The following is a 23,382-nucleotide window of genomic DNA, read 5'->3' as shown; positions in this document are numbered from 1 at the left end:
AGACTAATGTTCGGTATCAGCTTCTCTGAATTGCTGCTGGTCGGCCTCGTTGCCCTGCTGGTGCTGGGTCCCGAGCGCCTGCCCGGCGCTGCGCGCACCGCCGGCCTGTGGGTCGGGCGCCTGAAGCGCAGCTTCAATGCGATCAAACAGGAAGTTGAGCGTGAAATCGGTGCCGACGAAATCCGTCGGCAACTGCACAACGAGCACATCCTGTCGCTGGAACAAGAGGCGCGCAACATCCTCAATCCGGTCCAGCAACAGCCGACTCCGCCGGCCACCTCGACCGAGCAGAACGCCCAGGCCGCGGCCCCGGTGGTCGAGCCAGCCCCGGCACCGGCCAGCCCGCCTGCGCCAGCCAGCGTTACTCCCGAGGCGGCCGCTGCGGCGCCTGCCCCCCATGACTCCACTCTGCCGCCGCGAGCCCCATGAGCGATATTCCAGAGAATGACCAGCACATGCCGCTGGTTTCGCACCTCACCGAGCTGCGCACCCGACTGCTGCGCTGCGTCGCGGCGATCTTCCTGATCTTCGCCGGGCTGTTCGCCTTCACCCAGCAGATCTACACCTTCGTCTCGACCCCGTTGCGAGCCTACCTGCCCGCCGGCGCGACGATGATCGCCACCGACGTGTCATCGCCGTTCCTGACGCCGTTGAAGCTGACCATGATGGTCTCGCTGTTCCTGGCGATCCCGGTGATCCTGCATCAGATCTGGGGCTTCATCGCACCCGGCCTGTACAAGCACGAGAAGCGCATCGCCGTGCCGTTGCTGTGCTCAAGCATTGTGCTGTTCTACGCCGGCATGGCGTTCGCCTATTTCCTGGTGTTCCCGCTGATCTTCAAATTCTTCGCCGCCGCCACTCCGGCCGGCGTGGAGATGATGACCGACATCACCAGCTACCTGGATTTCGTCATGACGCTGTTCTTCGCCTTCGGCGTGGCGTTTGAAATCCCGGTGGCTGTGGTCCTGTTGGTGTGGATCGGCGTGGTCGACGTGGCCTACCTGAAGAAAATCCGTCCGTACGTGATCATCGGCTGTTTCGTGGTCGGGATGATCCTCACGCCGCCGGATATCTTCTCCCAGACCCTGCTGGCCGTGCCGATGTGGATGCTGTTTGAAGTCGGCATCCTGTTTGGCAGCCTGATCAGCAAGCGCGGCGACCATCCGGACGACCAGGCGGCAGACGATCACAACGACCAGCCGCCAGCGACCCAGCCGTGAATCTGCTGCTCCTCGAAGAGGCTGACTTCATTTCAGCCGACCGCGTCGTGCTGCGCGATCGGCGCCTGACCCACATGCAGGAAGTGCATCGCGTGGCGGTCGGCGATAGCTTGCGGGTCGGGCGCATCGGCGGCTTGATGGGTGCCGCCGAAGTGCTGCGCCTGGAGTCCGGCGAAGCCGAGCTGCGGGTCAGCCTCGACCAGGCACCGCCAGCCAAATTGCCGCTGACCCTGGTCCTCGCCCTGCCCCGCCCGAAGATGCTCCGTCGGGTGTTTCAGACCGTGGCCACCATGGGCGTGGCCAATGTGGTGCTGGTCAACAGCTACCGCGTTGAAAAGAGCTTCTGGCAGACCCCGTTCCTCGAACCCGAAGCGATCCGCGAACAACTGGTCCTGGGTCTGGAACAAGCCCGTGATACCGCCTTGCCGAGCATAACCATCGAAAAGCGCTTCAAGCCGTTTGTCGAAGACCGCCTGCCGGCCATCGTCGAAGGCACCCTGGGCCTGGTCGGTCACCCCGGCAACCACCCGCCCTGCCCACGCGGACTGAATGAGCCGGTGACCCTGGCCATCGGCCCTGAAGGTGGCTGGATCCCCTACGAGATCGACCTGCTGGGCAAGGCCGGGCTGCAACCGGTGCAGTTGGGCGAACGCATCCTGCGGGTTGAAACCGCCGTCACCGCCTTGTTGGCCCGCCTGTTCTAAGTCTGCGCCTACAGATTCACGCTCGCCTGCCGATAACCTCCCCAAGAATTGATTCGATGGGGAGTTCGCAGCATGTACCGATGGTTAGCCGAGAATCTGGGCAATGTGAGCGTCAATCGCAAGCTGGGAATCGGCTTCGGACTGGTGCTGTTGCTGACCCTGTTGATCACCGTCAACGGCTGGTCGGGCATGAGCAGCATCATCAGCCGGGGCGACAAGCTGGGCTACATCTCCAGCCTCAACGAGCTGACCAAGGACCTGCGCATCGCTCGCCTGAACTACGACATGCAGCATGGCGAGCAAGGCCCGGCGGCGGTCAGCGAGGTGTTGAACACCCTCGACCAGGGCCTCAAGAGCGCCCTGACGATGATCGAACAGCCTGCTGACCTGGCCATGCTCAAGCAGCAACTGGACGCCGTCAGCGCCTACCGCAGCGCCTTCACCGACCTGACCCAGGCCACCGCCAGCCGCGAGGCCGCGCGCGCCAGGCTGGGTGCCACCGCCGACAACGCCGTGGCGCGGGTCGCTGAAATCGAAAAAACGTTGCTGCAAGGCGACAACGTCAGCCAGTTCAACAGCGTCGTCGAGCTGAGCAAACTGCTCCAGCAAGCGCGTTTCCAGGTGCGCGGCTATACCTACAGCGGCAAGGCCGAGGCCCAGCAACCGGCCCTCGACGCCATCGACAATGCCCTCAGCTACCTGAAAAGCCTGCCGGGGCAGTTGCCTGATCGGCACGCCACTAACCTGCAGCAGGCCAGCGATTCTCTGGTCGGCTACCGTGCAGCGGTCAGTCAGTTCCGCGACGCTCAGGTCGCCAGCGCGGCCGCGCTCAAGGACATGGCCCAGCAAGGCGAACGGCTGATGGACCTGAGCAAAAAGCTGACGCTATCCCAGACCCAGGTGCGCGACAGCGATGCCGCACACGCCAAGAACACCCTGCTGCTGGCCACCATCCTTGCGCTGGTCTTTGGCCTGATCGCGGCCTGGGCCATCACTCGCCAGATCATCATCCCGCTGAATCAGGCCCTGACCGTCTCGCAGCGCATCGCCGCAGGCGACCTGACCCACGACCTGGTGTCCCAGCGTCGCGACGAGCTGGGTCAGTTGCAACGTGCGATCCAGAGCATGACCGTCGGCCTGCGCGAGCTGATCGGTGGCATCAGCGACGGCGTGACGCAAATCGCCAGCGCTGCCGAAGAGCTGTCCGCCGTGACCGAGCAGACCAGCGCCGGGGTCAACAGCCAGAAAGTCGAGACCGACCAGGTAGCCACCGCCATGAACGAAATGGCCGCCACCGTGCAGGAAGTCGCGCGTAACGCCGAAGAGGCGTCCGAAGCCGCCGTCGCCGCCGACCAGCAGGCCCGCGAAGGTGACAAGGTCGTCAACGAAGCCATCGCGCAGATCGAGCGCCTGGCCACCGAAGTCGGCCACTCCACCGAAGCCATGGGCCATCTGCAGCGCGAGAGCGACAAGATCGGCAGCGTGCTGGACGTGATTAAGTCCGTAGCCCAGCAAACCAACCTGCTGGCCCTTAACGCCGCCATCGAGGCCGCGCGTGCCGGTGAAGCCGGCCGTGGTTTCGCCGTGGTCGCCGACGAAGTGCGCAGCCTGGCGCAGCGCACCCAGAAATCCACGGAAGAGATCGAAGAACTGATCGTCGGCCTGCAAAGCGGCACCCAACAGGTCGCCAGCATCATGGACAACAGCCGCGCCCTGACCGACAGCAGCGTCGAGCTGACCCGCCGCGCCGGTGGTTCACTGGACAACATCACCCGCACCGTGTCGGCGATCCAGGCAATGAACCAGCAGATCGCCGCCGCTGCCGAACAGCAAAGCGCGGTGGCCGAAGAGATCAATCGCAGCGTGCTCAACGTGCGTGACGTCTCCGAACAGACGGCCGCCGCCAGCGAAGAAACCGCGTCCTCCAGCGTCGAGCTGGCGCGGCTCGGCACTCACCTGCAAATGCTGGTGGGCAAGTTTCGGGTTTGATCGAGACCGGGAGGCTGCCAGCAGCCTCCCGCTTCAGTCCGGCGAGCCACCCACCTGACGAATATGCCGGGCCATCGCCGCCAGGTCGTGATTGAGTTCGCCCTTGAAATCATGGGACGAGATATAGCCCTCGTAGCGCTCGAAGAACTTGTCGACGTTGGACGCCAGCGGCTTGAAGGCACTGGAGTCGCCCGTGCCGTGCATAGGAAAGAGCTTCGCGTGCAGATGATCGATGCCATAGCCTTCGAGCATCAGGCCGGTGCGGCCAACGCCCGGCAGCGCGCGGTCGATCAACAAGGCGACCTTTTTCGCTGCAATCACCAACCCCGCCAGCACTTCGTCCGATTGGGCAAACGCGTAGCTGCCATGGTGCTGCCTCGGCACCACCACCGAAAAACCCGGTGTATTGGGGTGAATGGAGAGAAAGGCGACGTGGCCTTCATCCTGCCAAATCAGATGCATCGGCGCTTGGCCGGCGAGCATTGCGCAAAAAATACAATCCATGTGCTGTAAACCTTCCGGGTGATCATTGATAAACGTTGCGGGCGTCCGTCGATTTAGCGATTTCACTCACCCTTCATCGACACTAACAGTTCTGATAGTTACGCAATATTCAGAACGGGCTCAGGATTGTCTTCCCAGCAGGTTTTCGGAGCACAATCATGAACGATGACCCAGTTGATCACTCTGCCCAGCCACAACTGCCCGTAATCGAACCCGTTGAGCCTCATACCAACTACAGCCGCTGGATGACCGATATGGCGGCGGAAATCGCCGGGCTGACCCTTCATCAGTTGGCGATTCCTGGGGCGCATAATTCTGGCGTGGACATGGCGGGCACATGGGGCGTGGAAGCGCTGCTCGCCGCCTGCCAGAACAAATCGTTTCCCTTCCAGTTCGCCGCCGGAGCCCGATATCTTGATTTGCGACTTGAGGATAGAAGTTACTGGAAGATGGTTGGCAATTTCGCACCACAGCGGGTGTTCGTAGAGGCATTCGAGTTTACACATGGAAACGATTCATATTGGATTTCAAATACCAGCGCCGGACGGACTTTGCAGTACCTCATAGCAGAGGCGAAAAAGTTCGCAGAGAACAACCCTGGAGAAATCATAATCCTTGACATTCGACACTTCAAAAATAGGCAGCCAGAAAGTCTCGAGCGCGCCTTTGCGCACCTAACACCCATAAAATACATGTTGATTCCAACGTCAGCTGCCAATCTGACTTTAGGTACAATCCGCGCAGCCCATCCGGGAAGAAATATCATCCTTTGCTTCGATCATGGCGAACCAAAAGACTGGAAACGGGAATGGGTACAAAAACCTTACCTATGGTCCTCGATTAAACATGCGTGGAGCGTCATCGACAACGAACAGACGGTGACAGAGGCCGTCATCAACGCAATGCTTTCACCACCCAGTGAACAATATTGGGTATTGAGCGCAGCGGCTCGCAACAAAAATGGCCCCATGTACTTGAGAGCCAACCATCCGATACGAACTGAAACATTCAGAAATGGCAGGAAAACTGCCAACGTTGTCATGGTGGACTTCATCGAAAGAGCAGAAACCATCACCAGTGTTACGGAGCAGTGTATTGCACTGAATCGACTGCGCTCACATGATGTACAGCCACCGACCACTCCCCAAAACCTGAAAGCCAGAAAGGTCCCTGGAGATAACCTGCAAAATACGGTGGAAGTGAGTTTGGATCGTTCAGACGATGGTATTGGGATCCGTACATACGAAATATATGAAGGCGATAATCTGCTGTTCACTACCAGCAATATCCCTCACCAAGAAAAAAACCTGCCGCTGAGAAATTACACCCTGAGAGCCAGAGCAGTTAACGTTAACGTTAACGTTAACGGCAAAAAATCAGAATTCGCGACGCCCTACACATTCATTCAGGATGTAGTACCCCCCAGCGTTCCAACAGAGTTCACAGTTTGGAAGTACGGATTTACTGCGATAGAGCTCCATTGGAACGCTTCGTATGATCAAGCAGGGATACAACATTACGAAGTTAGCCGTGAAAACCAGGCACCCATAATCACATCAGAATTGACAGCAGGATTTACACAGCTAAACCCGAATCAACTACATACATTCAAGCTGAGAGCAAAGGACGTCAATGGTTTATTCTCTGAATACACAGAACTGATTTACAAGCCGATCAACCCAAAGTTTGAAAATCCAAAACTGCACATACTTAAAAGCCCCGACGCGTCTGGATATTATGAAGGCATGATTACATGGGACATCATCGACGCTCCATCATTGAGTTTCGTGTACGAATACAACAACAGCGGAATTCCAACCGTTGGCTTTCACTTCAATGGCATACCACCATTCCAAATTTTTCGAGGCCGCTTAAACGTAGAAAAAACAATAACAGCGCGCGCATTCTTTACCTATACAAATGAAAGAGGCGAGCTTAGCACCAAAACTTTTTCGTACGCTGGCGAATACGTAATTCCACCCAGGAATCTAAAAGTCCAGTCACGCACACCAGACAGCACCGTTATTACCTGGACAGGTTCCTTTACTCCAAACGTCGAAAACTATGCACTCTCTCTAAACGAAAGATCTCCTATAATCCTACCAAGAGAAACGCTCTCTTATGAATTTGAAGGATTACCTGGCAATGAAAGATTTTCAGTAGAAATCTGGGCAATCAACAATTTTGACGAACAATCCGAAACTCGATCACTCATCATCGAGCCTATTCCTGGGTATATTGCTCCTCCGAAAAACTTTCATTATACACAACCGCTATTGCCCACTCTGGACTGGGATGCGCCGAACCAGCCTGTCTCTGGCTATAACGTCACCCTGACCGGCCCTGGCGGAACATCATGGATTTACGGGGTGAACGTGCCAAGGCTTCAAACTTTCTTGCTGCCAAGAACGCGATACGACGTCAGCATCACAGCCAAAACCGAAGCAGGAGAGTCGTTACCATTGATCGGCGAGTTCACCACGCATTGAAATCAACTCCCCGAGCAATCCAGCGCCTGCTCGGGGATAGCCGAGACTGGTTCGTTTACAAAACCTGGCGCAAAAACGCCTGCGCCCGCGGATCCTTCGGTGCATCGAAGAATTCCGCCGGCGAGGCGTCTTCCAGCAGTTTGCCGTGATCGAAGAACAGCACCCGGTCTGCCACTTCGCGGGCGAAGCCCATTTCGTGGGTGACGCAGACCATGGTCATGCCTTCCACGGCCAGGGTCTTCATCACGTCCAGCACTTCGCCGACCATTTCCGGGTCGAGGGCCGAGGTCGGTTCGTCGAACAGCATGACCTTGGGTTCCATCGCCAGCGCCCGGGCGATCGCCACCCGCTGTTGCTGGCCGCCGGAGAGGCGCGAAGGGAATTCATGGGCCTTCTGCGCGATGCCGACCTTTTCCAGCAGCGCCATGGCCTTGGCCTCGCGCTCCTTCTTGCCGCGCTTGCGCACGACCTTCTGCGCCAGGCACAGGTTGTCGAGCACGGTCATGTGCGGGAACAGGTTGAAATGCTGGAACACCATGCCGACTTCACGGCGGTAGGCATTGATGTCGGTTTTCGGGTCGGCCAGTTGCAGGCCGTCGATGCTCACCGAGCCCGAGTCGAACTCTTCCAGGCCATTGAGGCAGCGCAGGAAGGTCGACTTGCCCGAGCCCGACGGGCCGATCACCACCAGCACTTCGCCCTTAGCCACTTGCGTGGTGACGTTGTCCACGGCGCGGACGATCTGGCCACGGGTGTCGAAGACTTTTATCAGATCGCGGACTTCAATCACTTTGCGCGAGCCTCCGCTCAAGCCGGCTGGCGATTTTCGACAGCGGCAGGTTGATCAACAGGTACAGCCCTGCCACGCAGAACAGAATTTCGAACGGCGAGAACGAGGTGGTGATGACTTCCCGGCCGCTCTTGAGCAGCTCGGTGATGGCGATCACCGACACCAGCGAGGTGTCCTTGACCAGGCTGATGAACTGCCCGGCCAACGGCGGCAGCACGCGCTTGAAGGCTTGCGGCAGAACCACGTGACGCATCGACTGGCTGGCATTCAGACCCAGGGAGCGCGCGGCCTCGTTTTGCCCACGGGCAATCGACTGCACCCCGGAACGAATGATTTCGGCCACGTAGGCGCCGGTGAACAGCGACAGCGCGGCGATCCCGGCGAACTCGCGAGAGAGGTTCAGGACCGTGCCGATGAAGAAGTAGAAAATGAATATCTGCACCAGCAGCGGCGTACCGCGTACCAGTTCGATGTAGACGATCGACAGGTCGCGCAGGGTCGGGTTGTTCGACAGCCGGCACAGGCCGGTTGCCAGGCCGATCAACAGCCCGAGCACACCCGAGACCAACGACAGCCACAAGGTCGTCCACAGGCCCCACAGCAGCGGTCCGGCAGCCCAATGCCGAGTGACACCGACCACATCGCCTTCAGCCACATCGTCGCCACGCGCCACTTGCAGGCTGTTCTCGTCGACGACCAGCACTTGCTCGGTGCCGGCATCGTTGCGCAGGGTCACTTCAGCCTTGTCGCCCTTGCGCACCAGTTCGCTGACGGTGGAAATGTCGGCGGCGCGCTGGGTTTCCTCGGCGTGGTAGGCGAAGTACTGCGGGACGCGGTTCCAGCGCCATTCGTAGGACATCAGCGAGGTGGCGTAGTACAAAGCGCCAGCCAAGCCGACCAGCACCAGCACGGTCAGGACGTGCCAGGGCCATTGGGCTTTTTTATGTTTCATTGCGGGTTCCGGGGGATTTTTTGTTGCCTGGAAAGCCGTCATCGCGAGCAGGCTCGCTCCTACAGAGGAATGCGTTCTCCTGTAGGAGCGAGCCTGCTCGCGATTGACGCGACGCGGTCTGGCTGACCGGTGTTATTCCATGTCTTTCTGCCAAGCGGTGTCTTTGAACCACTTGTCATGGATGCGATCGTAGGTGCCGTCTTCGTGGATCTGGTGCAGGAAGTTGTTGATGAAGTTCAGGCTGTCGTAGTCGCCCTTCTTCAGACCGAACGCCAGAGGCTCGTAGGTGAACGGCTTGTCGAGGAACACCAGCTTGCCATTGCCCACCTTGTTTACCGCCACCACGTTGTACGGTGCGTCGTAGACGAACGCGTCAGCCTTGCCGTTGACCACGTCCAGCACACCTTCCTGCTCGTTGTCGTAGCCGTGGTACTTGGCCTTGGACATCAGCTTCTTGGCGACCATCTCGCCGGTGGTGCCCAGCTTGGAGGTGATGCGGTAGTCAGCCGTGTTCAGGTCTTTGTAGGACTTGATGGTGCCTTCCAGCTCCTTGCGGATCAGCAGGGTCTGGCCAACTACGATGAAGGGTTCGCTGAAGTTCAGGCGCAGGTTGCGTTCCTGGGTCAGGGTCATGCCACTGCCGATCATGTCGAACTTATCGGTCAGCAGGGCCGGGATGATCCCGTCGTAGCCGGTGGACACCAGTTCCAGCTTGACGCCCATGGCCTTGGTCATGGCCTTGAGCAGATCGACTTCGAAGCCGATGATTTCGCCGCGTTTGTTGGTCATTTCGAACGGCATGTAGGTCGGATCCATGCCGACTTTCAAGGTGCCGCGCTTGACTGCGTCATCGATGGCGCCAGCCTGTGCGGCGTTGACGGTTACCAGTGCAGTGACGCCAAGCAGCAGCATCGAGAGATACTTCTTCATCATCAAAGTCCCCAATCTTTTTGTAGTCAGGCACGCAAATTGCCGTTTTCGTGTGGAAATCCGGCAGATAAGGACAGAAGGCTGTCCAGGCGCACCAAAGAAGGCAGCGATGCTAACGCACTCGTCGACTTGGACAAAGAGGATGAAGGCTTTTGTCGTAGTTCATTGCCTTCGCGGTAAGTAGGAAGAATCGCCAATTGCAGGTACAAAAAAACCCCGCATCTGCATGCGGGGTTTTTTCGTCAGGCCGGTTGTGCCTGCAAGCTCAGGGGCTTGAGCGGCAACAACGGTGCATGGGGGTCGGCTTTCACCGAACCGCGCCAGGCGTCCAGCCACTCGGCGTGACCTTCGCTCCAGACCTGCTCATGCAGGCGGGCCAGAGCCACCGGGTCGCTGAGCAGTTGCAGGCGCTCATGGTTGTTCAGCCCGGCAGGGCCGACTTTCAATGCATGCCGCACGCGCTCGGCACGCAGCCACTCGATCGGCTCGGCCTGGCCGTGACGCGAAGTCGCCAGAGCACACGCCAGAGCGTTCTGCTGCGGATCGACCACGGCCCGGATGAAGCCATCGTTCAGTGCATGCCAACGGTTTTCGTGGGTGTACTGGTCAGTGGCCAGCAAGGCCTGTGGCGGATTGTATTCTTCAGGAATGAGGAACAGGCTCTCGTCACGGGACTTGAGGCCCAGGCCCACACGGCTGGAAATCACCGAGACCGGGATCGACAGCATCAGCGAACCGACAATCGGCACCAGCCACCACAGGAAGCTCGGGTTCAGCCAGATCACCAGCAAGGCCCAGAAGAAACCCAGCAGGGTTTGCGGACCGTGGCGCTTGACCGCCTCGCTCCAGGGCGTGGAGTCATCGTCACGCTGCGGCGAATTCCAGGTCGCGGCCCAGCCGAGGAATGCGGCGAGCACGAAGCGGGTGTGGAAAATCATCCGCACCGGCGCCAGCAGCATGGAAAACAGCATCTCCAGCAGCATCGACAGGGTGACCTTGAACTTGCCGCCGAACTCTTTCGCGCCCTTGGCCCAGATCAGGATGATGCTCAACAACTTGGGCAGGAACAGCAGCACGATAGTGGTCGAGAACAGCGCGATGGCCTTGTCCGGGTGCCATTGTGGCCACAGCGGATACAGCTGGCGCGGCTCAAGGAAGTACTGCGGCTCCATCAATGTGTTGACCGCCAGCAGCGCCGTCGACAGCACCAGGAAGAAGAACCACAGCGGCGCCGACAGGTACGACATCACGCCGGTGAGGAACACCGCACGGTGCACCGGGTGCATGCCCTTGACCAGGAACAGGCGGAAGTTCATCAGGTTACCGTGGCACCAGCGACGGTCACGCTTGAGTTCGTCCAGCAGGTTCGGCGGCAGTTCTTCGTAGCTGCCCGGCAAATCATAGGCAATCCACACGCCCCAGCCGGCACGGCGCATCAGCGCCGCCTCAACGAAGTCGTGGGACAGGATCGCACCGGCGAACGCGCCTTTACCGGGCAGCGGCGCCAGGGCGCAGTGCTCAATGAACGGCTTCATGCGGATGATCGCGTTGTGGCCCCAGTAGTGGGATTCACCCAACTGCCAGAAGTGCAGGCCGGCGGTGAACAGCGGGCCATAAACACGGGTCGCGAACTGCTGCATGCGCGCATACAGAGTGTCCATGCCCGACGCCCGAGGCGCGGTCTGGATGATCCCGGCGTCCGGCGTGGCTTCCATCAAGCGCACCAGGCTGGTCAGGCACTCGCCGCTCATCACCGAGTCGGCATCCAGTACCACCATGTACTTGTAGTCGCCACCCCAGCGCCGGCAGAAGTCGTCGAGGTTGCCGCTCTTGCGCTTCACGCGACGGCGACGACGGCGATAGAAGATCTTGCCGAAGCCCTTGGCCTCGCGGCAGACGTCCAGCCAGGCCTGCTGCTCGGCAACGCAGATATCGGTGTCGTTACTGTCACTGAGGACAAAGAAATCGAACCGATCCAGATCGCCAGTCGCGGCGACCGATTCAAAGGTCGCGCGCAAGCCGGCGAATACCCGTGGCACGTCTTCGTTGCAGATCGGCATCACCAACGCGGTACGCGCGTCTTTCGCAATCGCCTCGTTGCCCGCGCTTTTCCCGGAGATACGGTACTTATCGTGCCCGGTGAGCAATTCCAGGAAGCCCATCAACGCGGTCCAGAAACCGGCCGAGACCCAGCAAAACAGAATCCCGAACAGGATCAGGATGCTGGTCTGCAAGGCATACGGCAGCACTTGCGTGGCGGTCTGCAGCAGCGGTTGGTGCATGACTTCTTCAAGGTCGACGAACGACCAGCCCTGGTACGGCATGATGCCTTTCATGTACCAGCCGGCAACGATGGTCTGGCCGAGCATCAGCAGCAGGAGAATGTAGCGTCGGATCGAACCAACGGTACGCCAACGCGCAGCCGGCAACACTCGCTCATCCTTGGGTGGCGTCGGCGGGTTGGTGCGGCCAGTCAGCCGCCGCCAGCCACGCACCAGGATATTGGTGCGCCATGGCTCGGGCACGACCTTGGTCCGACGGATCGGCGGGGTTGCCTTGAGGCAGACCCGACCGCTGGCGTCGAGCGCGAGCATCTCGGCCTCCTCCAGCTCCTCGGCGGAGTTGAGGGTCAGGCGTCGGCCAACCGAGGCCTGCGCGGCCTCGCTCGGTGCGTCGAAGGTCGAAGACGACAGGCGTTCATGCAGTTCGCTGAAGGACTTGCAGCCCGCCAGTTCGGCGCGCTGCTCATCGGTCATCGGCAGGTGCGCCAAATACTCGCTGAGAGTCTCTGGCTGTACGTGGGAATTACTCATCGGCAGGCAACTGATAGCTCCAGGTCTCGGTCAGGACTTCTTCAGTCGGCGCCGATTCCGGTGTGGCTGGGGCCGCGTCGGCAGCAGCAGGCTGCTTGGCGTCATTCTTGTCGGCCTTATCCTTGGCATCCGCGACCGGCTTGGCTTCGGCCTTATTGGCCTCGGCGGCTTTCGCATCCTTGTCGGCTTTTTCGGCCTGTTTCGCAGCGACCTTGTCAGCTTTGGCCACCGACGAGGTGGAGGCCGGGATCGAGGTCTTGGCCAGATCGGCCGGCACGATGTTCTGCACCAGAGCCGCACGCATCTCGGTGGACTTGCTCGGATCCTTGATCTTCAGTCGCAGGGTCAGGCGCCAGCCCTTGGTTTCCGGGTTGTAGCGCACGCTGTTCTCGACCAGTTCGGCGTTGTCGCCGACGCTGACCTGGCTGCGTACATCAGTATCGGCCGGCAATGCCGCCAGGGACGGACCTTCGAAGTCCACCAGGTAGGCAACGCTGCCGTCCGGCTGACGAATCAGGTTGGACTGCTTGACGTCACCGGTGGATTTCAAGGTCTGGCTGACCCAGGCGCTGTCCGGCGCGTGAATCGCCGCCTCGTCCATGGTCCAGTGCATGCGGTAGGCGAAGTCCAGCGGCTTGCCCGGCTCCGGCATGGTTTCCGGGCTCCAGAAAGCGACGATGTTGTCGTTGGTTTCGTCAGCGGTCGGAATCTCGACCAGGTCGACGGTGCCCTTGCCCCAATCACCTTTCGGCTCGATCCAGGCACTTGGACGCTTGTCGTAGCGGTCGTCGAGGTCTTCGTAGTGGCTGAAGTCACGGCCACGTTGCAGCAGACCGAAACCACGAGGGTTCTCTACCGAGAAGTTGCTCACGGCCAGGTGTTTCGGGTTGTTCAGTGGACGCCAGATCCACTCGCCATTGCCGGCATGGATCGCCAGGCCGCTGGAGTCGTGGAGTTCACGGCGGTAGTTGAGGACTTTCGACGGCTGGTTGGCGCCGAACAGGAACATGCTGGTCAGCGGCGCGATGCCGAGCTTGCCGACTTTGTCACGAAGGAACATCTGCGCCTTGACGTCAACAATGGTGTCGCTGCCCGGACGCAGGGTCAGGCGGTAGGCACCGGTGGCCCGTGGCGAATCCAGCAACGCAAAGATCACCAGGTGCTTGTCGCCCGGCTTCGGCTGTTGAATCCAGAACTCGCGAAAACGCGGAAACTCTTCGCCGGATGGCAAGGCGGTGTCGATTGCCAGGCCGCGAGCGGACAAACCGTAGACGTGATTCTTGCCGACGACGCGGAAGTAACTCGCGCCGAGCATGGTCATGATCTCGTCTTGCTTGTCAGCCTTGTTGATCGGGTACAGCACACGGAAACCGGCATAACCCAGCTGTTCGGTGGCTTTAGGATCGAATTTGAGGTCGCCGAAATCGAAACGATTGGGGTCGTATTTGATCTCTTCGACGGTATTCGCCGTGATTTCGTTGATTTTCACCGGCGTATCGAAATGCATGCCCTGGTGATAGAACGACAGCTTGAACGGGGTCTTCTTGTCCGCCCACTCGGCCTTTTCGGTGAGGAAGCGAATTTTCTGATAATCGGCGAACTTCATCTCGCGGAATTCGTTCGGCAGATTGCTGCGCGGGGCTTCGTACTTCTGCCCGGCCAACTCTTGCGCCTTGGCCGACACGTCGTTCAGATTGAATGCCCAAAGCTGGCCGGCGCTGAGCAGGCACAACAGGGCAGAGCCCGTCGCCAGTGCATTGCGCAACCGTTTGGCAGACAATTTTGGTGCAGTACAGGGACTAACAATCACGAGCAACCCTCGCCGAAAACAGATCAAAAAACCAACGGCCAGCTATCTATATGCCAGGTTGGCGAGCATTGTTCCGACTCCGATGGGGCAAAATGATTCCCCAAACGGTCGCGAACAAGTCTCTACCTAAGTCAAAAATGGGCCAACGAACGCTGATCCCCGTAGCGCGGGATTATCTAGTAGCCCGCGTTACAACGCATCAGGGGTAACAAAGTATTTATTGCGAAAAACCCCTGTTTCATCCCGAAACACGCCGGAAAAGATGTTTCAAACGCTTTCAGGTCTGTAACAGGAAGGTCACCGGGCCATCATTGACCAGGTGCACCTGCATGTCCGCGCCAAATCTGCCTGATGCCACATTGCCATGCAACTGTTGCGCTTTGCCTAATAGATAGTCAAAAAGCTCTTCGCCGAGTGCCGGAGGGGCAGCGGTCGAAAAGCTTGGGCGCAGGCCATTTTTGGTATCGGCGGCGAGGGTGAACTGCGAGACCAGCAGCAAACCACCGCCAACGTCGGCCAAGGACAGGTTCATCTTGCCCTCGGCGTCACTGAACACCCGATAGTTAAGCAGCTTATGCAGAAGTTTGTCGGCACTTGCCCGGGAATCCTGAGGCTCGACAGCGACCAGCACCAACAACCCTTGGTCGACCGCCCCGACAATCTCCCCTGCTACCTCGACGCGCGCACCCCGCACGCGCTGCAGCAGGCCCTTCATGCTTCTTCCGGCGGCAGGTCGAGCAGGCGTCGCGCCATCTGGCTCGCCGCACGTACCAGGGCATCAGTGATGCCCGGCTCAGAAGCCGCGTGGCCTGCGTCGCGAATCACTTGCAGCTCGCTGTTCGGCCAGTTCTGGTGCAGTTCCCAAGCGTTGTCCAGCGGGCAGATCACATCGTAGCGACCATGGACGATGACGCCCGGCAGATGGGCGATCTTGCCCATGTCACGAATCAACTGGTCCGGTTCGAGGAAAGCATTATTGGTGAAGTAGTGGCATTCAATCCGGGCAATCGACAGCGCGCGCTGCGGTTCGGAGAAGCGATCGACCACCAGCGGGTTCGGACGCAGGGTCGCGGTACGACCTTCCCACAGGGACCAGGCCTTGGCGGCGTGCATCTGGGCGATCTGATCGTTGCCCACCAGGCGCTTGTGGAAGGCGCCGAGCAAGTCGTGGCGCTCGTCCTGAGGAATCGGCGCTATGTAGTCCTGCCAGTAGTCAGGGAACAGACGGCTGGCGCCTGCCTGGTAGAACCATTCGATTTCTTGCGGGCGGGCGAGAAAGATCCCACGCACGATCAGACCATGGACACGGTCGGGATGGGTTTGCGCATAGGCCAGGGCCAGGGTCGAACCCCAGGAGCCGCCGAACAGCACCCATTTATCGATATTCAGGTGCTGGCGAATTTTCTCCATATCCGCCACCAGGTCCCAGGTGGTGTTGTTTTCCACGCTGGCGTGAGGGGTCGAGCGGCCACAACCGCGCTGGTCGAAGGTGACGATGCGGTAAAGGTTCGGATCGAAATAGCAGCGGCTCGCCGCGTCGCAGCCGGCCCCGGGGCCACCGTGAATGAACACCACCGGCAAACCTTCCGGTGAACCGCTCTCGTCGACATACAGGGTATGGGTTTCATCGACAGCCAGATCGTGCCGGGCGTAGGGTTTGATCTGCGGAAACAAAGTCTGCATTGCGCGCTCCGTAAGGGGTCGAGGTCATCCCTGGGGGGACTACTTTTATTCTGCCGTTGGGCATCATAAACCCGATTTACCTTAATGAGCATGTCCGCGCGACGTCACAGCCTCCCTGCCACAAACACCGTCATTTTTAACAAGCGAAAAACCTGTTGGAGCGAGCCTCGCGATGGCGCCCGTCCTATCGCTGCAAAGTCCCGAAAAATCCAATCCACGAAGAATAGAAACAATGTCTCATAGCCAACCAATATAGAAAGCTGTCAGAAACATCAGCAGTCGACCTCCACAAAAACTATTTCAATAGTGAAATAACCTCTACCAAAAACTGGCAGAGGTTTTTGGAGAGCCACCATGAGTTCCCCTTCGCCCTCGCAATCAATCAGTCAAAGAAGAGCTCTATGCAGCAGTCGAATTCCCAGGTGACCATCTGGAGTTCAAGGCAAAAAAGTCAACATAGAAAACAGCATTGATACTTTGGGAGTTGAGTGATCGCCGGTAACTGCCAGTTGCACCCCGGTCCAATCGAGTGACCCGGACAGAGGCGCAATGGGAAGTTCTGAGTCTGCATCAGCGGTGCGTGCGCCTTTACACCACAGTGAACCGCACAATTTCGCTTTGGTCTGAGTATCTAGGGCCATTTACCTTTGAGACGACCTTGATAGCATAAGTTCCTGGAGCCCACTCCTTGAAATCAGACCACTTGCCATTCGCTACTGATAATGTTCTGAGTTCATCACCTTCTGCACTCAACAAAAAAAGTTCACGAGGAGTACCTTCGGCATCACCTGCGATTTCTATCAATCCTGCAGGGTGGGTGCTCCCAGAAAGTGGCTTACTGATCAATGGTGTGGGGAGCCTCTCACCCGGGAAGGGTGTGATTGGCTCTGAAGCTTTCCCTATGCCTTTATCAGCGTCAGTACAAACAACTTGATGATAATCAACGATAAGCGGAATTGGACCCACACGCACCTTCCACCGATCACCAACCATGATGCCATCGAAGGCTTCACGGCCACTACGAGGGTCTGATACAAAAACATAAGTCCCGGCGTGGGATACAGGCGTGCACTCACCTTCGTACTCTACATAACCCTCAACTGTGTAAGAGTGATACTTCCATGGATTGGTAACCGTTACCTTGAGTGATTGATCTATCAGCCCTACAGCAATCCAACGCTCCGCGACGCGCGATAAACCACCGTTCACACCCCGAGTGATTTTGACGTAGACAATTTCCGACTTCTGCCAACTGTGCTGAAAATACCAAAATGCCCCATCCACGTTGGCCGTCCCCAACAAATTGTCATCCACATCCCTTATGTAGATGATGTCGCCTGGTTCATGGGGGCCCGAGAAAGAGACGTACTCATCTATCGCAGCATAAGTGACTTTGGTCTCAGGGACTGTCACTCCCGGAGCCGCAATGGTAGGTGTGCGGACGATGAAGGTCACCGTGGGGCCGGGAGCTGAAATCACCCCATCAAGGGTTTGCCGCACGCTGATACGGTGCCCACCCGCGGTCATATCCTTGAACGTGGTACTCCAGTTTTTTCCGATCGTTGGCACCGCTACCCACGTGCTCCCCTCGGACATTTCCACCTGCGCTCCGTCCTCGCAGGTGCCAGCACAACGCACGTAAGCACCGTCATGCACAGCGCCGTCCTTGGGCCACTCCATCACCGGAGCAGGCAGACTCTTCTTGGCGGGAGAGTGACTGGAACCGGTTGGTTTTTTGCTTGGATTCTCGCGCGTCGTCGACATGGCATTCGTTCTCCATTGCACGCGGGTAAGTCCACATGCGTTTGGAGATCTTTCGCCAAAGACCAGTAGTTGTATACCTGTCAAAGATGACAGTAGCGACGAATGGCATCCTGAATGTTGATCTTGAGCCAGAGAGATTCGAAGCAAATTTTGGCAGGGTCAACCATGGTCAGTACCCTCCATGGCTAATGACTTCACCCCATACATGAAAGAGCCGCAGGATCATATTTATACCGGGGTCGAACTATGTAGCGAGCCTGCTCGCGATGAACGTCCAGCGAATGCGGTTATTCAGATAGTCCGCGTTATCGTTAACGTCTTTCGCGAGCAGCGGAACGCCGCCTAGGGCTGCTGCTACAGGGACGGCGATGAATCGCTATGCGCCGTAGTGCTTCTGGCCCCAAGCGAGCAGGCCTTGCAGCAGTTCTTTCAACACCACCCGCGTCGGCTCCGCCAGGTCCGCCCGATAGCGGAACGGCTCGAACTCTTCCATATAGGTGCACTGCCCTAGCTCCAGTTGCACGGCGTGGATGTTCTCGGCCGGGTTGCCGTAATGGCGGGTGATATGGCCGCCTTTGAAGCGCCCGTTGAGCACATGCGTGTAATTGTCGTGGCGGGCGCAGATGGCTTCCAGCTCGCAGGCCAGGACCGGATTGCAACTGGCGCCATTGAAGGTGCCGAGGTTGAAGTCCGGCAGTTTGCCGTCGAACAGGTGCGGGATCACCGAGCGAATCGAGTGGGCGTCGAACAGCAGCGCGTAGCCGAACTCAGCTTTGAGCCGTGCCAGTTCGCTCTGCAGGGTCTGGTGGTATGGGGTCCAGATCTGCTGCAGATAAGTGGCGCGCTCTTCTTTCGACGGCTCCTGCCCCTCTTTGAACAATGCAATCCCATCGAACAGCGTGGCCGGGTACAGGCCGGTGGTGGCGCCGACGTACAGCGGCTTGTCGTCGGACGGGCGGTTGAGGTCGATGACGAAGCGCGAGTACTCGGCCGCCAGGGTGCTGGCGCCCAACTCGGCGGCGAAGTCGTAGAGCTGCGGAATGTGCCAGTCGGTGTCCGGCAGGCTTTTCGCGTCAGCAATCAACCCGGCTTCGACCGCCGGGGTCAGACGGGTACCGGCATGGGGCATGCTGATCAGCAGCGGCACCCGGCCTTGTTTGAAGTTCAGAACCTTATCCACAGCTGCTCTCCTAAATCTCGACTTCGACGCCGTGGCGCACGACGCGTTTTTCCAGTTCGCCGCCCAGCCAGTACGACAGGTCGGCGGGACGATCGATTTGCCAGGCGACAAAATCCGCGACCTTGCCCACTTCCAGCGAACCGTGAGTCTGCTCCATGCCCAACGCCGTGGCGGCGTGAATAGTCGCGCCGGCCAGGGCTTCTTCCGGGGTCATGCGCAAACAGGTGCAGGCCATGTTCAGCATCAGGCGCACCGACAGCGCCGGCGAGGTGCCCGGGTTGAGGTCACTGGCAATGGCGATCTTCACCTTGTGTTTGCGCAAAGCATCCATCGGTGGCAGCTGGGTTTCCCGCAGGAAGTAGAACGCCCCCGGCAACAGCACCGCGACCGTACCGGAGGCGGCCATGGCGATGGCGTCGTCTTCGGTCATGAACTCCAGGTGGTCGGCGGACAACGCCTGGTAACGCGCCGCCAGGCTGGAGCCGTGCAGCGACGACAGTTGCTCGGCGTGCAATTTCACCGGCAAACCGAGTTGCTGCGCGGCAATGAACACTTTCTCGACTTGCGCCGGGGAAAACGCCAGGTACTCGCAGAACGCATCCACCGCGTCCACCAGGCCATCGGCCGCCAGGGCCGGGAGCATTTCGGCGCAAATGTGCTCGATGTAGTCGTCAGCGCGGTCCTTGTACTCCGGCGGCAAGGCGTGGGCGGCGAGGCAGGTGGTGCGCACGCTAATCGGAAACGCTTCGCCGAGACGCCGGGCGACCCGCAACATCTTGCCTTCGTTGGCCAGGTCGAGGCCGTAGCCGGACTTGATCTCGATGCTGGTGACACCGTCGCGCATCAGGCTTTTCAAGCGCTTGGCGGCGCTGGCGAACAGTTGATCTTCGCTGGCCTCGCGGGTGGCGCGCACGGTGCTGGCGATGCCGCCACCGCTGGCGGCGATTTCCGCGTAGCTGACACCTTGCAGGCGCTTCTCGAATTCATCGCTCCGGTTGCCGCCGAACACCGTGTGGGTGTGGCAGTCGATCAGGCCCGGGGTGACCCAGGCGCCGCCGAGGTCGTGGACCTCAGGATAGTAATCGGACGGCAGCTCACGACGTGGGCCGATCCACTCAATGAGCGCACCGGACGTCACGATGGCGGCATCCTCGATGATCGAGTAGGTGCCTTGCGCCATGCTTGCGACGTTACAGTGTTGCCAGAGGGTTTTCATCCCGGGCCTCCGTGGGGTTATCGATGAGAGGTTGAAGCGTCGCGGGCGACTTCGACCGGCTGTGCGGCCGCCGGCTTGACCCACAGTTTATAAGCAATCACCAGCAGGACGATCCATACGGCACCCACCACCAGCGCGGCCTGGGTGTCCGGGAAGTAACCCAGTACACCAAAGACGAACAGCATGAAGACGATCGCCGCGGCCGGCGCATAGGGCCAGAACGGTACCGGGAATTGCAGCGCAGCGACCTGCTCACGGGTCATAGAGCGACGCATGGCGACTTGGGTGACCAGAATCATCAGCCAGACCCAGACGGTAGCGAAGGTAGCGATCGAAGCGATCACCAGGAACACGTCCTTGGGGATCAGGTAGTTCAGCACCACGCCGCCGAGCAACGCAGCGCCCATGACCACTACGGTCATCCACGGCACGCCCTGCTTGGACAGTTGCGCGAAGCCTTTCGGTGCGTGACCTTGCTGGGCCAGGCCGTACATCATGCGCCCGGCGCCAAAGATGTCGCTGTTGATCGCCGAGACTGCGGCCGAAATCACCACGATGTTCAGGACAATCGCCGCAGAGCTGATGCCCAGGCTGTCGAAAATCTGCACGAACGGGCTGCCCTGGCTGCCGATTTGCGGCCAAGGAAAGATTGCCATCAACACGAACAGGGTCAGCACGTAGAACAACAGGATGCGCAGGGGTACGGCGTTGATCGCCTGCGGAATCACCCGTTGCGGGTCCTTGGCTTCGCCGGCGGTGATGCCGATGATTTCGATACCGCCGAAGGCGAACATTACGACTGCCAAAGAAGCGATAACGCCACCGATGCCATTGGGCATGAAACCGCCATGAGCCCAAAGGTTGCTGACGCCGGTGGCCTGCTCAGTGCCGGCCGAACCGATGCCGAACAGCATGATGCCGAAGCCGCCGAGGATCATCGCGACGATGGCCGCGACTTTCAGCAGCGACAGCCAGAACTCCATCTCGCCAAAAACCTTGACGTTGCACAGGTTCAGGCCGCCGATCAGCAGCACGATGCCCAGCACCCAGATCCAGCGTGCGACCTCGGGAAACCAGAAGCCCATGTAGATGCCGAAGGCGGTGACGTCCGCCAGGCAGACGATGATCATTTCGAAGGCGTAGGTCCAGCCGAGGATAAAGCCGGCCATCGGCCCGAGGTAGGTGCTGGCGTAGTGGCCAAAGGAGCCGGAGACCGGGTTGTGCACGGCCATTTCGCCGAGGGCACGCATGACCATGAACACCGCTGCGCCACCGATCAGGTAGGCCAGCAGCACGGCAGGGCCGGCCATTTGAATGGCGGAGGCGGAGCCGTAGAAAAGCCCGGTGCCGATCGCCGACCCCAGCGCCATGAAGCGAATATGTCGGGCGGATAGCCCGCGTTTCAAGCCTTTGTCTGGCTGTTGCATTGCTCGTCCCTATTATTTTTATCGACGCAAAAAACGCATCGCAAACAAACCGACTCCCACAAGTTCAGCGTAATCCTTGTGGGAGCGGCGGTGCGACGATTCGACTTGCCCGCGATGGGACCCTTACAGGCTTGGCAGCAACTTCGCCGTCACCAGTTCATTCAGGCAGCGCGAAGCCAGCAGCTCGCTGGCAGCGTTGATGTCCGGCGCGAAGAAGCGGTCCTTCTCGTAGAACGGCACTTTGGCGCGCAGGATGGTACGGGCTTGTTCCAGCTTCGACGAGGTTTTCAGGCCGTCGCGCAGGTCCAGGCCCTGGCAGGCAGCCAGCCACTCGACTGCGAGAACACCACGGGTGTTTTCAGCCATTTCCCACAAACGCTTACCAGCGGCTGGCGCCATGGACACGTGGTCTTCCTGGTTGGCGGAAGTCGGCAGGCTGTCTACCGAATGCGGGTGTGCCAGTGCCTTGTTTTCGCTGGCCAGTGCCGCCGCAGTCACCTGGGCGATCATGAAGCCGGAGTTGACGCCACCGTTGGCCACCAGGAACGGCGGCAGTTGCGACATGTGCTTGTCCATCATCAACGAAATGCGGCGCTCGCTCAGGGAGCCGATTTCCGCGATGGCCAGGGCCATGTTGTCAGCGGCCATGGCCACTGGCTCGGCGTGGAAATTACCACCGGAAATCACGTCGCCTTCAGCAGCGAACACCAGCGGGTTATCCGACACGGCGTTGGCTTCGACGGCCAGCACTTCAGCGGCCTGACGGAACTGAGTCAGGCAGGCGCCCATGACTTGCGGCTGGCAACGCAGGGAGTAAGGGTCCTGGACCTTGTCGCAGTTCTGGTGCGAATCAGACACTTCACTGCGCTCGCCCAGTAGGTCGCGGTAGGCTGCGGCCGCGTCGATCTGGCCCTTCTGGCCACGGGCTGCGTGGATGCGCGCGTCGAACGGCGAGCGCGAACCCAGCACCGCTTCAACGGTCAGGCCGCCCAGGGCCAGGGCACCGGCGAACAGGTCTTCACCTTCAAACAGACCGCGCAGGGCGTAAGCCGTCGAGACTTGGGTACCGTTGAGCAGCGCCAAGCCTTCTTTGGCGGCCAGGGTCAGCGGCGTCAGGCCGGCGACTTTCAGCGCTTCGGTAGCTTCCAGCCATTCGCCTTTGTAGCGGGCCTTGCCTTCGCCCAGCAGCACCAGCGACATGTGCGCCAGCGGTGCGAGGTCGCCGGAGGCACCGACCGAACCTTTCAACGGAATGTGCGGGTAGACCTCGGCATTGATCAGGGCGATCAAAGCATCGATCACCAGCCGACGGATACCAGAGAAACCACGGCTCAGGCTGTTGACCTTGAGCACCATGATCAGGCGCACCAGCGCATCGCTGATCGGCTCGCCGACACCGGCGGCGTGGGACAGCACCAGGGAGCGCTGCAGGTTTTCCAGGTCTTCGCTGGCAATGCGGGTCGAGGCCAGCAGGCCGAAACCGGTGTTGATGCCGTAGGCGGTACGGTTTTCCGCGAGGATCTGTTCCACACAGGCCACGCTGGCGTCGATCTGTGCCGAAGCACTGTCGTCCAGGGTCACACGCACCGGCTGTTGATACACGGCACGCAGTTGGGCAAGGCTCAGTTGGCCTGGGATGAGGTTCAGCGCAGTCACATTCATTCTCCTTTTGAGAGTTTTATTAACCAGACGCTCCGGAAGTATCCGTTGTCCGTCGCTTCCCGCTTTTGAGGGGTGGCGCCTTGGCACGCTGGTCTTAGTTAGAAGTCAGTACAAATCGGCAAATGTCTCTTGCATCGAGGCCGGGTCTTTCAACAGCACGGTCATTAATCCACGGTTTTCAGCCCGCACAAGCAATCTCTGCCGACATCACTGATGTAGGAGCTGGCTGCCCGCCGGCTCCTACGGGTA

General features: G+C 59.5%; 18 protein-coding genes and 1 pseudogene. 6 read left to right on the top strand and 13 right to left on the bottom strand.

Translation table 11 applies throughout. From position 1 onward, the window contains the following. Window positions 1–6: 6 nt before the first annotated feature. From tatB to NR126_RS29050, 5 genes and pseudogenes are all read left to right on the top strand, one after another. Window positions 7–429, top strand: coding sequence for a Sec-independent protein translocase protein TatB (gene tatB / locus NR126_RS22040; RefSeq protein WP_027617402.1), 423 nt, complete (start codon window positions 7–9; stop codon window positions 427–429). After that, a complete protein-coding gene (gene tatC, locus NR126_RS22035) occupies window positions 426–1,220 on the top strand; it encodes a twin-arginine translocase subunit TatC (protein ID WP_027617401.1) in 795 nt (264 codons plus the stop codon). The genes tatB and tatC overlap by 4 nt, the downstream gene beginning before the upstream one ends. After that, a complete protein-coding gene (locus NR126_RS22030) occupies window positions 1,217–1,924 on the top strand; it encodes a 16S rRNA (uracil(1498)-N(3))-methyltransferase (RefSeq protein ID WP_256831425.1) in 708 nt (235 codons plus the stop codon). The genes tatC and NR126_RS22030 overlap by 4 nt, the downstream gene beginning before the upstream one ends. Before the next feature lie 72 nt (window positions 1,925–1,996). Beyond that, a pseudogene (locus NR126_RS29055) lies at window positions 1,997–3,055 on the top strand (methyl-accepting chemotaxis protein); the annotation flags it as partial. Beyond that, a complete protein-coding gene (locus NR126_RS29050) occupies window positions 3,050–3,913 on the top strand; it encodes a methyl-accepting chemotaxis protein (RefSeq protein WP_372827123.1) in 864 nt (287 codons plus the stop codon). The pseudogene NR126_RS29055 and the gene NR126_RS29050, both read left to right, overlap by 6 nt. 33 nt (window positions 3,914–3,946) lie before the next feature. Here the strand turns inward: NR126_RS29050 and NR126_RS22020 are convergent, their stop codons facing one another. Then, window positions 3,947–4,417, bottom strand: coding sequence for an HIT family protein (locus tag NR126_RS22020; RefSeq protein ID WP_256831419.1), 471 nt, complete (start codon window positions 4,415–4,417; stop codon window positions 3,947–3,949). Window positions 4,418–4,575: 158 nt separating this feature from the next. Here NR126_RS22020 and NR126_RS22015 point away from each other — a divergent pair, with 158 nt between their 5' ends. After that, entirely contained in the window at window positions 4,576–6,906 is a 2,331-nt protein-coding gene (locus NR126_RS22015) for a hypothetical protein (protein ID WP_256831417.1), read from the top strand. A 55-nt stretch (window positions 6,907–6,961) separates the two neighbouring features. Here the strand turns inward: NR126_RS22015 and NR126_RS22010 are convergent, their stop codons facing one another. From NR126_RS22010 to hutH, 12 genes are all read right to left on the bottom strand, one after another. Continuing rightward, a complete protein-coding gene (locus NR126_RS22010; protein ID WP_027617397.1) occupies window positions 6,962–7,696 on the bottom strand; it encodes an amino acid ABC transporter ATP-binding protein in 735 nt (244 codons plus the stop codon). Beyond that, window positions 7,689–8,648, bottom strand: a complete 960-nt coding sequence (locus NR126_RS22005) for an amino acid ABC transporter permease (RefSeq protein WP_027617396.1) — start codon at window positions 8,646–8,648, stop codon at window positions 7,689–7,691. The genes NR126_RS22010 and NR126_RS22005 overlap by 8 nt, the downstream gene beginning before the upstream one ends. Window positions 8,649–8,780: 132 nt before the next feature. Further along, window positions 8,781–9,578: a transporter substrate-binding domain-containing protein gene (locus NR126_RS22000; protein ID WP_105754125.1), complete on the bottom strand. Its 798-nt coding sequence runs from the start codon at window positions 9,576–9,578 to the stop codon at window positions 8,781–8,783. Between the two features lie 242 nt (window positions 9,579–9,820). Beyond that, the gene (mdoH, locus tag NR126_RS21995; protein WP_256831415.1) at window positions 9,821–12,391 is read right to left on the bottom strand and encodes a glucans biosynthesis glucosyltransferase MdoH; all 2,571 of its coding nucleotides are present in this window, start codon (window positions 12,389–12,391) and stop codon (window positions 9,821–9,823) included. Then, window positions 12,384–14,201, bottom strand: coding sequence for a glucan biosynthesis protein G (locus tag NR126_RS21990; protein WP_027617393.1), 1,818 nt, complete (start codon window positions 14,199–14,201; stop codon window positions 12,384–12,386). The genes mdoH and NR126_RS21990 overlap by 8 nt, the downstream gene beginning before the upstream one ends. 277 nt (window positions 14,202–14,478) lie before the next feature. Next, window positions 14,479–14,916: a D-aminoacyl-tRNA deacylase gene (gene dtd, locus NR126_RS21985; RefSeq protein WP_027617392.1), complete on the bottom strand. Its 438-nt coding sequence runs from the start codon at window positions 14,914–14,916 to the stop codon at window positions 14,479–14,481. Beyond that, entirely contained in the window at window positions 14,913–15,884 is a 972-nt protein-coding gene (pip, locus tag NR126_RS21980) for a prolyl aminopeptidase (RefSeq protein ID WP_256831406.1), read from the bottom strand. The genes dtd and pip overlap by 4 nt, the downstream gene beginning before the upstream one ends. Before the next feature lie 588 nt (window positions 15,885–16,472). Then, the gene (locus tag NR126_RS21975) at window positions 16,473–17,648 is read right to left on the bottom strand and encodes a hypothetical protein (RefSeq protein ID WP_256831405.1); all 1,176 of its coding nucleotides are present in this window, start codon (window positions 17,646–17,648) and stop codon (window positions 16,473–16,475) included. 376 nt (window positions 17,649–18,024) lie between these two features. Next, window positions 18,025–18,828, bottom strand: a complete 804-nt coding sequence (gene hutG / locus NR126_RS21970) for an N-formylglutamate deformylase (RefSeq protein WP_256831402.1) — start codon at window positions 18,826–18,828, stop codon at window positions 18,025–18,027. 10 nt (window positions 18,829–18,838) lie between these two features. Beyond that, window positions 18,839–20,044: an imidazolonepropionase gene (gene hutI / locus NR126_RS21965; RefSeq protein ID WP_256831400.1), complete on the bottom strand. Its 1,206-nt coding sequence runs from the start codon at window positions 20,042–20,044 to the stop codon at window positions 18,839–18,841. Window positions 20,045–20,061: 17 nt separating this feature from the next. After that, the gene (locus tag NR126_RS21960) at window positions 20,062–21,471 is read right to left on the bottom strand and encodes an amino acid permease (RefSeq protein WP_256831395.1); all 1,410 of its coding nucleotides are present in this window, start codon (window positions 21,469–21,471) and stop codon (window positions 20,062–20,064) included. Window positions 21,472–21,594: 123 nt separating this feature from the next. Further along, window positions 21,595–23,133, bottom strand: coding sequence for a histidine ammonia-lyase (hutH, locus tag NR126_RS21955; protein WP_155953780.1), 1,539 nt, complete (start codon window positions 23,131–23,133; stop codon window positions 21,595–21,597). Between the last annotated feature and the right edge of the window lie 249 nt (window positions 23,134–23,382).

Origin of the sequence: Pseudomonas sp. Pse1 (assembly GCF_024519635.1) — a bacterium.
Taxonomy (GTDB): Bacteria; Pseudomonadota; Gammaproteobacteria; order Pseudomonadales; family Pseudomonadaceae; genus Aquipseudomonas.
This window is presented reverse-complemented; position numbering and strand designations above follow the sequence as displayed.